Source organism: Bradyrhizobium cytisi, assembly GCF_008123515.1.
Lineage (GTDB): Bacteria > Pseudomonadota > Alphaproteobacteria > Rhizobiales > Xanthobacteraceae > Bradyrhizobium > Bradyrhizobium cytisi.
In genome coordinates this window covers 42,946-58,119 of record NZ_VSSR01000060.1, presented here as the reverse complement: position 1 = coordinate 58,119, position 15,174 = coordinate 42,946, and the positions used below count along the sequence as shown (strand labels likewise).

Sequence of the window (15,174 nt, the reverse complement as noted above, 5' to 3'; positions counted from 1 at the left end):
ATTGCGTCGCTTCGCTCGCAATGACGAAAATTAGGAGATACATATGCTCAGAGAAATCCGCCCCGCCATCGTCCTCCTGCTGGTGCTGACCGCTATCACGGGCCTGGCCTATCCGCTCGCCATGACCGGCATTGCCGGTGCGATCTTTCCGGCAAAGGCGCAGGGCAGCCTGATCGAGAAGGACGGCAAAGTGGTCGGCTCCGCCCTGATCGGACAGGAGTTCAAGGACGAGAAATATTTCCACGGCCGTCCCTCGGCGACGCTGGCGCCGGACCCGAATGATTCGACCAAGACGGTCTCGGCGCCCTACAACGCCGCCAATTCGGGCGGCTCCAATCTCGGTCCGACCAGCAAGGCGCTGGCCGACCGGCTGAAGGAGGACGTGGACAGACTGAAAGCCGAGAACCCGAACGCCGCCGTGCCGGTTGATCTGGTCACGACCTCGGCCAGCGGGCTCGACCCGGATATCTCGCCGGAAGCGGCGCAATTCCAGGTACCGCGTGTGGCCAAGGTGCGGAATATGCCGGAAGCCGCCGTCAACCAGCTCGTGGTTTCCAATACAGAGGGCCGTCTGCTCGGCCTGCTCGGCGAACCGCACGTTAACGTATTGGCCCTGAACCTCGCGCTCGATCGCGCCGCCGCGAAGTAGCGGTCTAGGCTCGCGGCGCTCCGGTGACTATATTGGCCTGATGGTACGAGAGCGCCGCGATCCCGAACAACGTCCGTCTCCCGAGGCGCTGCTGGAAGCTGCGCGCCGGGAGGAGGGCGCGATCGGCAAGCTGAAGATCTTCGTCGGGGCCGCTCCCGGCGTCGGCAAGACCTACGAGATGCTGCAGAGCGCCCACGCCAGGCGCAAGGCCGGTATCGATGTCGTGGTCGGATTCGTCGAGACCCATGACCGCGTCGAGACCGAGGCGTTGGTGCGCGAACTTGAAGTGGTCCCGCGCAAGCTGCTCGATTACCGCGGCCAGATCGTCGAGGAGATGGACCTCGATGCCGTGATCGCACGGCGCCCGAAGATCGCATTGGTCGACGAACTAGCCCACACCAACGCGCCCCTTTGCCGCCATCCCAAGCGCTATCTCGACGTCGAGGAGCTGCTTTCCCACGGCATCGACGTCTACACCGCTGTCAACATCCAGCACATCGAGAGCCTGAACGATGTCGTCGCCCAGATCACCCATGTGCGGGTGCGCGAGACCGTGCCGGATTCGATCTTCGACCGTGCCGATGCGATCGAGCTGATCGACCTCACGCCCGACGATTTGATCCAGCGCCTGCGTGAGGGCAAGGTCTATGTCCCCAAGCAGGCCGAGCGGGCGCTGGAGCATTATTTCTCGCCGGGCAATCTGACCGCGCTGCGCGAGCTCGCGCTGCGGCGTACGGCGGAGCGGGTCGACGAGCAGCTGCTCACTCACATGCAGGCGAACGCTATCGCCGGTCCCTGGGCCGCGGGCGAGCGCATTCTCGTCTGTGTCAGCGAGGATCCGCGCGCGGCCGGCCTTGTGCGCTACACCAAGCGGCTGGCTGACCGGCTGCACGCGCCGTTCACTGCGATCTCGATCGAGACGCGGCGCTCGCTCCAGCTCTCTGATGAGGAGCGCGACCGGCTGGCCGATACGCTGCGGCTCGCGGAGGCGCTCGGCGGCGAGGCGCTGACCATTCCCGCCATCGGCCGCCGTATCGCCGACGACGTCATCAACTTCGCCCAGGGCAATAACGTCACCCAGATCGTGATCGGAAAGTCGACGCGCTCGCGCTGGTTCGAGATGGCGCGCGGCTCGGTCGTGCATGATCTGGTGCGCCGCGCCGGCAATATCAGTGTTCACGTCATCCCCGGCAATGAGCTGCCGGACGAGGCGGCGCCCAAGGCGGCGGTGCAGACCGCGGCGCGGTCCGAGCCGTTCAATCCGCGGCCCTATCTGAAGGCGCTCGGCATCGTGCTGGTCGGCCTCGGCGCCGCGGTGCTGCTGCAGCCGCGCTTCGGCATCGAGAACGTGGACCTCGTGCTGCTCACCGCCGTGGTGGCGGTCGCGGTGCGCTATGGCTTGTGGCCGTCGCTGCTCGCGAGCCTCGCAGCGTCGCTCGCCTACAATTTCTTCTTCCTGCCGCCGGTCTACACCTTCACCATCACGGATCCGACCAACGTCGCGGCGTTCTTCTTCTTCATGCTGATCGCGATCCTGGTGTCGAACGTCGCCGCGCGCGTGCGCACGCAGGCCGACACCGCGATCGGCCGCATCAGGACCACCGAGCAGCTCTACGCCTTCAGCCGCAAGCTCGCCGGCACCGCCACGCTCGACGACGTGCTGTGGGCGTCTGCCTATCAGATCGCGCTGATGCTGAAAGTGCGCGTCGTGCTGCTGCTGCCGGAGGAGGGTCTCTTAACGGTGAAATCCGGCTATCCGCCGGAGGACCAGCTCGACCAGGCCGATCTCGCCGCCGCCAACTGGGCCTGGAGCAACGACCGTCCCGCCGGCCGCGGTTCGGATACGTTGCCGGGCGCCAAGCGCCTGTTCCTGCCGATGCGCACCGGGCGCGGCCCGATCGGCGTCATCGGCATCGACAACGACCGCACCGGACCGCTGCTGACACCGGACCAGCGACGGCTGCTGGACGCGCTGGTGGATCAGGGCGCGCTCGCGATCGAGCGCGTGCTGCTGGTCGAGGACATGGACCGGGTCAAGCGTACTGTTGAGTCCGAGCGGCTGCGCTCGGCGCTGTTGACGTCGATTTCGCACGATCTGAAGACGCCACTCGCCTCTGTGCTGGGCGCAGCGTCGACCATGCGCGATCTCGCCGGCGCGCTGTCCGACACCGAGAAGCGCGATCTGCTCGCCACCGTGATCGACGAGTCCGAACGGCTCAATCGCTTCATCGCCAATCTGCTCGACATGACCAAGCTCGAGTCCGGCGCCATCGTGCCTAACACGGCGCTGCACGATCTCGGCGAGATCGTCGGCAGCGCGCTGCGGCGGGCTTCAAAGATCCTGACCGCACACAAGGTCGAGCTGGTTCTGGCCGCCGATCTGCCGATGCTTGAGCTCGACGCCGTGCTGTTCGAGCAGGTGCTGTTCAACCTGCTCGACAATGCCGCGAAATACTCGCCGCCAGAGACAACGATTGCGATCAAGAGCCGGCGCGAGCACGATCAGGTGGCGCTGGAGATCGCCGACGAGGGCGCCGGCATCCCGCCCGACGAGCTCGAGAGCGTGTTCGACAAGTTCTATCGTGCGCAGAAGGGCGACCATGTCCGTCCCGGCACCGGGCTCGGGCTTGCCATCTCGCGCGGCTTTGTCGAGGCGATGCGCGGCACGATCGCGGCCGCCAACCGCACTGACCGGAGCGGCGCGGTCCTCACCATCCGTCTGCCCGTTCCGGCGCAGATCCACGCATTGGATACCGCCGCATGAGCGCCGCCCCGATCAAGGTTCTTGTCATCGACGACGAGCCGCCGATCCGCAAATTGCTGCGGATGGGGCTTTCGACCCAAGGCTACGAGATCCTCGAGGCGTCGAACGGCAAGATCGCGCTGGAGAAGCTCGCCGAAGAGCCCGCGCTGATCATCCTCGATCTCGGCCTGCCCGACATCCAGGGCCACGAGCTGCTGCGCACCATCCGCGCGCGCAATGAAGCCGTGCCGATCGTGGTGCTGTCGAGCCGCGGCGACGAAGCCGGCAAGGTGCAGGCGCTCGATCTCGGTGCCGATGATTATCTGACGAAGCCGTTCGGCATGGACGAGCTTTTGGCGCGCCTGCGTGCAGCCTTGCGCCACCAGCTTCAGGTGCAGGGCGAGCGCCCGATCTTCCGTTCCGGTGATCTCTCCGTTGATCTGGTTCGCCGCATCGTTAGGCTTGGCGAGCGCGACGTCAAACTCTCGCCGAAGGAATACGACCTTCTCCGCGTGCTGGTGCAGCACGCCGGCAAGGTGCTGACCCATCGCTTTCTGCTGAAAGAGCTCTGGGACGAGCTAACCGATGCGCAATATCTGCGCGTCTACGTCCGCCAGCTTCGCCAGAAGATCGAGGCGGATCCGGAGCGGCCGCAATATGTGCTGACCGAGACGGGGATCGGGTACCGGCTGAAGGCAGGGGATTAGGCTCCTCCCGCCGACGGGGTAAATCAGCCCGCCTTCCTGTGCCGCGCCGTCGTCCGCTGCGTTTTCCGCGTGGCCCTCTGTCGCCCCGTGGCGCGGCGCGCATGCGACCTCGCCGCCGCCTTCTTCCCGCCGCGCCCCTTCAGGCTCTGCTTCAGCGCATCCATCAGGCTGACGACGTTGCTCGGCCGTTCCTCGGGCTCGGGCATCGCGATCTTCTTGCCGCTGGCCTTGCGCTTGACCAGCGCTTTCAGCGCGGTCTCGTACTCGTCCTTGAACTTGCTCGGGTCGAAATGCGCCGCCTTGGTGTGGAGGATGTGCCCGGCGAGCTCGACCATGTCCTTGGAGATCTTCGGGCTCCTGATGTCGTCGAAGAACTGGTCCTCGTCGCGCAGCTCGTAAGGGAAGCGCAGTGTGGTGCCGAGCAGGCCCTTGCCGAGCGGCTCGATCGCGATGATGTGCTCGCGGTTGGTGAGCACGATCTTGGCGAGTGCCACGCGATCCTGGTCCTTCATGGCGTCGCGGATCACGGCAAAGGCATCCACCGCAGCCTTGCCTTCGGGCGCGATGTAATAGGGATGGTTGAGATAGCGCTGGTCGATCTCCTCGCTCGGCACGAAGCTTTCGATGTCGATGGTGTGATTGCTCTCGATCTGGACCGCCTCGAGCTCCTCAGGCTCGATCTCGACAGATTTGCCCTTGCGCAGCTCGTAGCCGCGGCCCTTCTGGTCGCTCTCGACGACATCGCCGGTCTCGGCGTCAATCATCTGCTGCTTGAGCCGGTTGCCGGTCTCGCGGTTGATCATGTGAAACCGCGTCTTCTCGGCCGCCGTGGTCGCGGGGTAGAGCGCGACCGGGCAGCTGACCAGCGACAGTTTCAACGTTCCCTTCCAATAGGCACGGGGCGCCATTTCCATTCTCCAGCGTTCTCAATGCGTTTTGGAACCCCAACCACTCCATAGGGTTTTGGTTCCGGGTGGGACTTTGGCCGTGATAGGCTTCAACGCAATTAGAGAATGCGGGACCGGTCGTGCTGCGAAAACTCTCCACCTACCGACAGAAGCGCGATTTCGAGAAGACGCCCGAGCCGTCAGGTGAATCGGCGGTCACGCCCTCGAAGCAGCGACGTTTCGTGATCCAGAAGCATGACGCGACCCGGTTGCATTACGACTTCCGCCTCGAATTCGACGGCGTCTTCAAGTCCTGGGCGGTGACCAAGGGCCCTTCGCTCGATCCGCACGACAAGCGGCTGGCTGTCGAGGTCGAGGACCATCCGCTCGACTATGGCGATTTCGAGGGGACCATTCCCGAAGGCCAGTATGGCGGCGGCACGGTGATGCTGTGGGACCGCGGCACCTGGGAATCCGATGATCCCGAAGCCGGCTTCAAAAAGGGCGACCTCAAGTTCACCCTCCACGGCGAGAAGCTGCATGGCAGCTGGGTGCTGGTGCGGATGCGGCACGACCGCAGCGGCGGCAAGCGAACCAACTGGCTGCTGATCAAGCACCGCGACGAATATGCCAGCGAAGATGAGGATATTCTGAGCGAGGACAAGTCCGTCGCGTCCGGCCGCGCTATGGAGCAGATCGCCGGCGGCAAGGGCCGTGCCCCAAAGCCGTTCATGCTGGCAAAGGAGGCCAAAGGCAAGGCCGATGCGGTCTGGCAGTCCAACCGCGCCGAGGAGACCAGGGGGCGGACCGTCAAGCCAGCGCCGCGCGCGGCCTTGAAGTGGGTCAAAACCTCGAAAAAGAAGGCGACGACCGCGACCGCGGCCAAGAAGGTCTCGGAGATGCCAGACTTCGTGGCGCCGCAGCTCTGCACTCCGGTCGAGCGGCCGCCGGCGGCCGACGGCTGGTGCCACGAGATCAAGTTCGACGGCTACCGCGTGCAGCTTCGCGTCGAGGACGGCGAAGCGACGCTGAAGACGCGCAAGGGCCTCGACTGGACCGATAAGTTCGCTTCGATTGCGAAGGAGGCCAGTGCACTGCCGGACGCGCTGATCGACGGCGAGATCGTCGCGCTCGACCACAACGGTGCGCCGAATTTTTCATCGCTCCAGGCCGCACTGTCCGACGGGAGGACGGAGGACCTGATCTTCTTCGCCTTCGACCTCCTGTTTGACGAGGACCTCGATTACCGTCGTCTGCCGCTTGGGGAGCGCAAGGATCGCCTCAAGGCACTCCTCGAAGCGCGCAAGAAGAAGACGAGCCAGATCCGCTATGTCGAGCATTTCGAAAGCGGCGGAGACGCGGTGCTGCAATCGGCCTGCAAGCTCGAGCTCGAAGGCGTGGTCTCGAAGAAGCTCGATGCGCCTTACCGGTCGGGTCGTACCGAGAGCTGGACCAAGGCCAAATGCCGCGCCGGGCATGAGGTCGTGATCGGCGGCTGGAAGACGACGGCCGGGAAATTCCGATCGCTCATGGCGGGCGTCTATCGCGGCGATCACCTCGCCTTTGTTGGCATAGTCGGCACCGGCTTTGGCGCCGACAAGGTCAAGCGCATCATGCCGTTCTTGAAGGAGGCTGCGTCGAACGAAAACCCGTTCGGCGGCAAGAACGCGCCCAAGAAGACCCGCGAGGTGCATTGGCTGAAGCCGGAGCTGGTGGCCGAGATCGAATTCGCTGGCTTCACGGCCGACGGCAATATCCGTCAGGCCGCGTTCAAGGGCTTGCGGCAGGATAAGCCGGCCGAGGAGGTCGAGGCGGAAACGCCTGCGGATACCGAACTCGCGAAGCCTTCCGCCAGGAAGCATGCTGTGCCGAAGACGGGCAAGCAATCGAAGGGCGCTGCCACCGCCGAGGTGATGAGCGTCGTCATCTCGAAGCCGGAGAAGGAGCTATGGCCGGACGGCGGCGACGCCGAGGGCGTCACAAAGCTCGATCTCGCGCGCTATTTCGAGGCCGTCGGCGGCTGGATGATCGAACATCTCAAGGGCCGCCCCTGCTCGATTCTGCGTGCGCCGGACGGAATCGGCGGTGAAAAATTCTTCCAGCGGCATGCGATGCAGGGCACCTCGAACCTGCTCGAGCTCGCAAAAGTCTCCGGCGATCGCAAGCCCTATTTGCAGATCGACCGCGTCGAGGGGCTTGCCGCGGTCGCGCAGATCGGCGGCGTCGAGCTGCACCCCTGGAATTGCGCGCCTGACGCCTATGACACGCCGGGTCGGCTGGTGTTCGATCTCGATCCTGCGCCGGACGTCAAATTTGCCGATGTCGTCGAAGCGGCAAAGGCGATGCGGCAGCGGCTCGCCGATGTCGGCATGGAGAGCTTTTGCAAGACCACTGGCGGCAAGGGCCTCCACGTGGTGGTGCCGCTGCTCCACGGCGCGCGCGACAAGGTGAGCTGGAAGGAAGCCAAGGCGTTCGCACAAGGCATCTGCCAGTGGATGGCCGATGACGATCCCGAGCGCTATCTGCTCAACATGTCGAAGAAGCTGCGCAACGGGAAGATTTTCCTGGACTATCTGCGCAACGATCGCATGTCCACCGCGGTGGGGCCGCTGTCACCGCGTGCCCGCGATGGCGCGACCGTGTCGATGCCGGTCACCTGGGCGCAGGTGAAGGGCGATCTCGATCCGAAGAAATTCACGGTGAGAACCGTGCCCGCCTTGTTGTCGCGTTCGAAAGCCTGGAGCGGCTACGACGAAGCGGCTACGTCGATCAAGGCGGCGGTGAAGAAGCTGGCGGGGAAAATGAAGTAGGGTGGGCAAAGCGAAGCGTCCCCACCATCCTTTTTGTCTTGCAACGAAGAGGTGGGCACGGCGCGTTGCGCCTTTGCCCACCCTACGAGATATCGACTAGATCCGCCCCAACAGCAGGAGGATCAGCAGAATGATGATGACGAGCCCGAGGCCGCCGCCGCCGTAATAGCCAGTGCCGTAGAACGGCCCACCGCCGATGCCGCTGAAGCCGCCGAGCAGCGCGATGACCAAAATGATCAGAATGATCGTACCAATAGACATGCTAGTCTCCTCCAACCCTTTGTTGAAAGGGTCGTTGCAACCTGTCCCGTTGTTCGGAGCCAACTTGCCGCAGGTTTTAAAGTTCCGGATTTGAAACGGGTCGACAGCTCCCAACTTGCATGGAACCTTTGACCGTCCGACCGGCATGACTATGTGAGGATCAGCCAGCACAGGCAGGGCCATGTCAGCACCGCTTGTCGTTTCCATTCCGCATCGCCTCGGCCGCGAGGAAGCGGTGCATCGGCTCAAGACCGGGCTCGGCCGCGCCGCGGCGAGCATTCCCGTGATGCAGGTCGAGGAGGAGCGCTGGAGCGGCGACACTCTGGCCTTTCGCATTCGCGCGCTCGGGCAGATTGCGACGGGCCAAGTCGATGTCGCCGACGATCACGTCAAGGTCGAGGTGGTGCTGCCGTGGCTGCTGCAGCGCTTCGCCGAGATGGCGCAGGCGACTATCCGCAAGCGTGGACAATTGCTGCTGACCAAGGACGAGAGAAAATAGGCGTCAGGCGCGGACGCGCTGTCTCGGAGGCCTGATGGCGCTTGCTGCGCGGGTTTCGATGACCGCAGCTGGAAAGTCGCGAAAGGCCTGCGCCAGCGGCAGTTCGTTGCCCGCAAGGCCCGGCGCGGTATAGCCGCTGATGTCGACGGTGGCGTCAAACCCTTCGAGTGTGGGCCATTCCCGCCCGGCTTGCGTGAATGGTGCGAACTGGCGTGCGACCACGACCACGGCGGCAGCGCGGCCGCGGCGACGGGCAAAGGCGATGACGTGGTCCGCGTGTGCGCCACGGACATCGAGCGGCTGATAGTCGCCCTGCGCGAAGACGTCGGCGAGCTCGTTGCGCAGTTTGAGGAGATGCCGCGTCCAGGCGAGCTTGAGCTGTCCGTCCAGCCAGCTCTTGATCAGTCCACTCCAGTCCAGCGTTTCCAACGAACCCAGCGCCGCTTGCCGCAAGGCAAAATCCACCGGGCGGCGGTTGTCGGGGTCGACCAGCGACAGGTCCCAGTATTCGGTGCCCTGGTAGAAATCGGGCACGCCCGGCAGCGTCGCCTTCAGCGTGAGTTGGCTCAGCGAATTCAGCGCACCGAGCAGCGCGACGCGGCGGGCGAGGGTCTGCATCGCCTCCAGGAATTCGCCTGACAGCGTGGGATCGAGGATTTTCTCGATGAAGCTCTTTACGCCGCTCTCATACGTCTCATGCGGATTGAGCCAGCTCGTCTCTTCCTTGCCCTCGCGTGCGGCCTTCAACGCATAGGCCTGGATGCGCTCGACGAAACTGGCATCCCTTTCCTCGAGCGGCCAGGCGCCGAGCAGGGTCTGGTAAAGCATATACTCGAACGTCGCCGATGGCGCGCGCAGATTGCCGTGGAGCGCGAGGTGCGGTGCGTTCAGCACCTTCCAGCGCGAAACCGCGCTGGTCCATTCGCCCGGAATTTCGCTGAGCGCCGCGATCCGCGCACGCGCATCCTCGCCGCGCTTGGTATCGTGGGTCGCGGTCGCCGTCATCCCTTGCGGCCATTCCCTGGCGCGGGCCCGCATCGCCTCGTGGAAGGTGGAAATGCTGAGGCCTTTGCTTGCGGGATCGCCGCCGACCTCGTTCAGCGCCAGCAGCCGGTGGAATTGATAGAAAGCCGTGTCCTCCAGCGACTTCGCCATCATCGGCCCGGTGAACTGCTGCACCTTCAGCGCAAAACGGCGCACGCGCGGGGCGCTGTGCGGCGGGCGGCCGGGCTTGAGCAGGTCCATGGTGAGCGCATCGCGCAGGAAGTCGAAAATGCCTTCGTCCGCGGCGAACCATTCGGCGCGGGCGCGCGCGATGGTGTCGTCGATCAGTTTTCGATCGAGCGCGGTCGGGCCGCTATGCGTCAAATAGGTGCGATAGACCGGGAAGTGCAGCACATACAATTCCAGCGCCTGCCGCAAGCTGTCGGCGGAAAAGTCGCGGGTCGAGTAGTGACCATTGGCGATGCGCGCGAGCAGCCGGGCCAGCACGGTAAATTCGCTGGTCAGCAGTGTCTCCAGCACGCGCCGCTTGGCGTCCTTGACATAGGGCGCCAGTCGCGGCGGCCGGTTGCTGATCTGCCGCCAGGTCTCGTCCAGTGCCTCCAGCCCCTTGGCGTCGACCAGCACCTGGGTGATGGCGTTCATCCATTCATAGCCGGTGGTGCCCTGGACGCCGGCGAAATGCGGCAGTCGCTCGTGTTCGCACAGGATCTTTTCGATCACCGTGTAGAACGGCTTTGTGTTGCCTTGCGCGTCGCGCACCAGCCGGCGCAGCCGCTGGCAATATTGCGCGGGATCGCGCAGGCCATCGATATGGTCGAGGCGGATGCCCTGTAGCTTGTCGTCGGCAACGAGCTGCTTCACCAGCCGGTGCGTGGCCGCGAAGGTGCTTGCGTCCTCGACGCGCAGGCCGGCGAGCCCGTTGACGTCGAAGAAGCGGCGATAATTGATGTCGCTCGACGCAAGGCGCCAATGGCCGAGCTTGTAGTTCTGCCGCTCCAGCAGATGATGCAGCGCCAGCGTTTGCGCCGGGCGATCTTTTCCTGAGCGATAGGCGGCGAGGCCGTGCGCGATGATGTCGGCGGCGCCGGCGATCTCTTTCAGTTCCGTCTTGAAGCCGGGAGCTTCCTTGCGGTTCGGCCGGCGCAGGCCGGTGTAGCGTGCGGCGAGCGAGAGCAGGCGTTTGCCGGCCTCGGTCTCGGCAGCGTCCGCCTCCTTCACGATCATCCGCAGCAGCTCGCCATAGCGCTCCGGCGCGATCGGCAGGCGATGCTCGAAATACCAGGCGGAAAAGCTGCCTTCCTCGGGATCATAGCGCAGCGCGATGTCGCTGCGCTCGAGCGCCTCACCATAGGAGGAGCCAAGGATCGGCAGCAGCACGCCGCCACGGGCCCGGTGGGGCAGCAAATCCCAGTCGATATCGAAGGCGGCCGCATGCGGCGAGGTCTGCCCCCATTCCAGCACGTCCAGCCACCAGGGATTGTCGGCAAAATGCACGCCGACATGGTTCGGCACGAAGTCGATGATGAGACCGAGATCGTGCTGCGCGAGCGCGTCGCTGAGCCGCGCAAAGCCAGCCTCGCCGCCGAGCTCTGGATTGAACTGGCTGTGATCGACGGTGTCGTAGCCGTGGGTCGAGCCCTTGCGCGCCTTCATGACCGGCGAGGCGTAGAGATGCGTGATCCCAAGCGCCTTCAGGTAAGGCACCACCGCGGCAGCCTTATCGAAGTCGAAATCCGCGGTGAGCTGGAGCCGGTAAGTCGCGAGAGGAATCGCGGAGGGCATATCAACCTCCGAGATGCCAGATCACCGACCAGGGCGGAAGCCGATCGCCGCTTGCGCTGCCCCAGATCGGCGCGCCCGCATTGCCGATGGAATGCGCGATATCCTTGTCCGACAGATTTGCAGTCAGGCGCAGCGTGGTGCCGTCGCCCATGCGCCAATGGGCGGCAAGCAAGCCGTTGTCGGAAGCCTCGGCGTCGCCGAAGCTCGCGTCCTTGAGCCGCGGTGCGATCTCCTTGCGACGAACTGCGAGCAGCTTTCGCACCAGCGCGAGCCGTGCATCCTGCGCCGGCGTGCGCCCGGTCCAGTCCAGCACGGCCGATTGCAGTGTTGCCGGATCGAACGGATCCGGCACGTCATCGCCATATTTCTCGTAGGCCCAGGCGTATTCCTGCCGGCGGCCTTTGCGGACAGCGTCGATAAGGCCGCCGTGGAAATCACAGAAGAACGGGAAGGGGGCCGTCGAGCCCCATTCCTCACCCTGAAACAGCATCGGCACCATCGGTACGAGCAACGTGACCGCAAGTGCAGCCTCGATCTGCTCTGGCGATGCCAAACTCTCCAGCCGGTCGCCGAGCGGGCGATTGCCGATCTGGTCGTGGTTTTGCAGGAAGTTGACGAAGCTTGCCGGCGGCAATTCGCCACTCGCTTCGCCGCGCGGCTTCTTGCCCCAGAATTCCGAGATCTCGCCCTGGTAGACGAAACCCGAGCCGAGCGCGCGCGCGAGATCCAGGCGCGGCGTCTGGTAGTCGGCGTAATAACCGGCGAGCTCGCCGGTCAGCATCACATGCCAGACGTGATGATAATCATCGTTCCACTGCGCGCGATATTTGCCGTTCGGCGGCTCCTGTGCGGCATCGAGCAGGCTGGCGCGGTTGTCGCCGTTCTCCAGCACCAGATGAATGTGTCGTCCGGTGGCCTTGGCGAGCTCACCGGCGGCCGCGCTGAGGTCGTGCAGCACTGATTGTTCACCGGGGATCGCCATGATGTGGTTGGCGGCATCCAGCCTCAACCCGTCGAAACGGTAGTCGCTGAGCCAGGACAGCGCGTTTTCGACGGCGAAGGCCCGCACCTGCGGCACGCGATAATCGATCGCGCTGCCCCAGGGCGTGTGCGCGTCGGTGAAGAAGGTCGGCGCGTAGCGGCCAAGATAGTTTCCTTCGGGGCCGAAGTGATTGTAGACGACGTCCAGGAACACCATCAGCCCGCGCAGATGGGCTTCGTCGATCAGCGCCTTCAGCTGTTCGGGGCGGCCATAGGCGCTGTCGGGCGCATACCACAGCACGCCGTCATAGCCCCAGCCGCGGCGGCCGGCGAAATCGGCCAGTGGCATCAGCTCCAGCGCCGTGATGCCCGTCGCGACGAGATGATCGAGCTTGTCGATCATGGCGCGGTAGGTGCCATCGCGCGTGAAGGTGCCGACATGGGTCTCGATCAGCACCGTCTCTTCCCAGGGGCGGCCGCGCCAATCCTTCGCGCGCCACGCGAAGGCATCGTGATCGATCACCTCGCTCGGGCCGAACACATCCTCGGGCTGAAAGGCCGACGCCGGATCGGGCACGTCGATCTCGTCGTCAATCCGAAACTTGTAGGTGCTACCGACCGGCAGCCCGGCGATCTCGGTGACGTACCAGCCATCCTGGCGGCGCTGCATCGCGTGCCCTCTTCCGAGCAGGAGATCGACGCGACGCGCGCCAGGCGCCCACAATCGGAACGATATGCCGTCCTTGGTCGGCTTCGCCCCGAACGATGGCCTCATAGCGCCCCCGCGAAGGCGAGCACCGAGCGCGGCGGCGCCTTGCTGTCGCTTCCGGGCAGGAAATCAACGCTGTTCAGCTTGGCATCCGTCGTGTTCAGGATCTGCTGCCAGCTCTTGTATTCGGGCATTTTTGGCAATTTGAATGCGATCTCTTCGGGGGCGGCGTTCAATACGATAAAGATCGCCGCGCTGCCCGGTTCCATCGGTCCCATCACATAAGAGAGGAACCGGCCCTCCGGGAATTTCCAGTCGTTTTCCGTCATCTCGTCGCCGGCGGGCGTCAGCCACAGCGCGCCGTAGGAGATGCCGTCCTTCGGTCGGCCGTCGAGCCAGCGATGGCTGCGAAGTTGCGAGAACCGGCGGCGGATCTCGGCGAGGTCGGCGACGAAATCGATCATGTCGTCTCCGTCCTTGCCGAGATTGTCCCAGCCGACCCAGCCCACCTCGTTGTCCTGGCAATAGGCGTTGTTGTTGCCGGACTGCGTGTTGCCAACCTCGTCGCCGGCGAGGATCAGCGGAATGCCCTGCGCCAGCATCAGGCAGGCCAGCACGTTCTTGCGCAGCTGCCGCCGCAGGCTGAGGATGTTCGGATCGTCGGTCGGGCCCTCGACACCGCAATTGTTGCTGTGGTTGTCGCTGGAGCCGTCGCGATTGTCCTCGCCGTTGGCCTCGTTGTGCTTCTCGTTATAGCTGAACAGGTCGGCGAGCGTGAAACCGTCATGCACGGTGATGTGGTTGATGCTGGCGCGGGGGCGCCGTCCGTCGTGGTTGAACAGGTCGGAGGACGCGGTCATGCGGCTGGAGATGTCGCCGATCAGGCTGCCTTCGCCGCTCCAGTAGCGGCGCATGGCGCTGCGATAGCGGTCGTTCCACTCCGACCATTGCGAGGGGAATGCGCCGACCTGATAGCCGCCGAGGCCGAGATCCCAGGGCTCCGCAACGAGCTTGACGGTCGCGAGCACCGGGTCCTGCCGGATCGCGGTGAGGAACGAGATGCCGCGATCATAGCCGTTCGGGCCGCGTGCCAACGTGGTGGCGAGATCGAAGCGGAAGCCGTCGACATGGCAGACCTCGACCCAGTAGCGCAGCGAATCCATCACCATCTGCAGCACGCGCGGATGGGTGAGGTTCACCGACGAGCCGCAGCCGGTGAAGTCGTCATAGTAGCGCGGGTTCTCGCGGTTCAGCCAGTAATAGGAGGCATTGTCGATGCCGCGGTAGCACAGCGTCGGTCCGAGATGATTGCCTTCGGCGGTGTGGTTATAGACGACGTCGAGCATCACCTCGATGCCGGCATCGTGCAGGCGCGCTACCGTGGTGCGGAAGGAATCGAGCACGTTGTCCTGGGCGTAGCGCTGCTCCGGCGCAAAGAAGGACAGTGTGTTGTAACCCCAGTAATTGACGAGCTTCTTCTCCACCAGCACGCGGTCGTCGACGAAGGCGTGGATCGGCAGTAGCTCGACCGTGGTGACGCCGAGCTTCTTCAGATGCTCGATCATCGCCGGCGACGACAGGCCGCCATAGGTGCCGCGCAAATTCGGCGGCACGTCATCGCGCTTCTGCGTCAGGCCCTTGACGTGAGCCTCGTAGATGATGGTGTCTTCCCAGGGAATATTGGGCCGGATTTCGCGCCGGCCCCAGTTGAAGGTCTCGTCGACCACGACGGCCTTGGGCATGCCGCGCGCATTGTCGCGGCGATCAAAGGACAGATCCTCGCGCGCCGAGCCGGTGCGGTAAGCGAAATGCGCGTCGCTCCAAACCAGCCGTCCGGCGAGCCGCTTGGCGTAGGGGTCCAGCAACAGCTTGTTGGAATTGAAGCGGTGGCCGTGCTCGGGCTCGTAGGGGCCGTGCACGCGGTAGCCGTAGAGCTGGCCCGGCGAGACGTCGTTGAGATAGCCGTGCCAGACGTCTTCGGTACGCTCCGGTAATTCGACGCGCTCCAGCTCGCGCCGGCCCTGGGGGTCGAACAGGCAGAGCTCGACCTTCTGCGCGTTGGCGGAAAACAGCGCGAAATTGGTGCCGCGTCCGTCCCAGCTTGCGCCGAGGCGTGCGTGCGATCCAGTAGTCAGACGCAT

At 64.6% G+C, this 15,174-nt stretch carries 10 protein-coding genes; 5 read left to right on the top strand and 5 right to left on the bottom strand.

From position 1 onward, the window contains the following. Positions 1-43 precede the first annotated feature (43 nt). From FXB38_RS30935 to FXB38_RS30925, 3 genes are read left to right on the top strand one after another with little or no spacing between them, the layout of a single operon-like run. Positions 44-649, top strand: a complete 606-nt coding sequence (locus FXB38_RS30935) for a K(+)-transporting ATPase subunit C (protein WP_148754767.1) — start codon at positions 44-46, stop codon at positions 647-649. A gap of 40 nt (positions 650-689) precedes the next feature. Further along, positions 690-3,413 (top strand): sensor histidine kinase, encoded by a 2,724-nt coding sequence (locus tag FXB38_RS30930; protein ID WP_148754766.1) that lies wholly within the window; start codon positions 690-692, stop codon positions 3,411-3,413. Further along, a complete protein-coding gene (locus FXB38_RS30925) occupies positions 3,410-4,099 on the top strand; it encodes a response regulator (RefSeq protein WP_148754765.1) in 690 nt (229 codons plus the stop codon). The genes FXB38_RS30930 and FXB38_RS30925 overlap by 4 nt, the downstream gene beginning before the upstream one ends. Positions 4,100-4,122: 23 nt before the next feature. On the opposite strand, the gene ku is transcribed toward FXB38_RS30925, so the two are convergent. Then, positions 4,123-5,007: a non-homologous end joining protein Ku gene (ku, locus tag FXB38_RS30920; protein WP_148754764.1), complete on the bottom strand. Its 885-nt coding sequence runs from the start codon at positions 5,005-5,007 to the stop codon at positions 4,123-4,125. Positions 5,008-5,126: 119 nt separating this feature from the next. Here ku and ligD point away from each other — a divergent pair, with 119 nt between their 5' ends. Beyond that, positions 5,127-7,796 carry a DNA ligase D gene (gene ligD, locus FXB38_RS30915; RefSeq protein WP_148754763.1) on the top strand — a complete coding sequence of 890 codons (2,670 nt, stop codon included), beginning with the start codon at positions 5,127-5,129 and terminating at the stop codon, positions 7,794-7,796. Positions 7,797-7,892: 96 nt separating this feature from the next. Here ligD and FXB38_RS30910 read toward each other — a convergent pair whose 3' ends face one another. Continuing rightward, a complete protein-coding gene (locus FXB38_RS30910) occupies positions 7,893-8,057 on the bottom strand; it encodes a DUF3309 family protein (protein WP_084292022.1) in 165 nt (54 codons plus the stop codon). A 181-nt stretch (positions 8,058-8,238) separates the two neighbouring features. On the opposite strand from FXB38_RS30910, the gene FXB38_RS30905 reads away from it, so the two are divergent. Beyond that, on the top strand, positions 8,239-8,556 hold the full coding sequence (locus FXB38_RS30905; protein ID WP_148754762.1) for a polyhydroxyalkanoic acid system family protein: 318 nt from the start codon (positions 8,239-8,241) through the stop codon (positions 8,554-8,556). 3 nt (positions 8,557-8,559) lie between these two features. On the opposite strand, the gene treY is transcribed toward FXB38_RS30905, so the two are convergent. From treY to glgX, 3 genes are read right to left on the bottom strand one after another with little or no spacing between them, the layout of a single operon-like run. Further along, entirely contained in the window at positions 8,560-11,343 is a 2,784-nt protein-coding gene (gene treY / locus FXB38_RS30900; RefSeq protein ID WP_148754761.1) for a malto-oligosyltrehalose synthase, read from the bottom strand. A 1-nt stretch (position 11,344) separates the two neighbouring features. Then, entirely contained in the window at positions 11,345-13,099 is a 1,755-nt protein-coding gene (gene treZ / locus FXB38_RS30895) for a malto-oligosyltrehalose trehalohydrolase (RefSeq protein WP_148754760.1), read from the bottom strand. Then, positions 13,096-15,174, bottom strand: a complete 2,079-nt coding sequence (glgX, locus tag FXB38_RS30890; RefSeq protein WP_148754759.1) for a glycogen debranching protein GlgX — start codon at positions 15,172-15,174, stop codon at positions 13,096-13,098. The genes treZ and glgX overlap by 4 nt, the downstream gene beginning before the upstream one ends.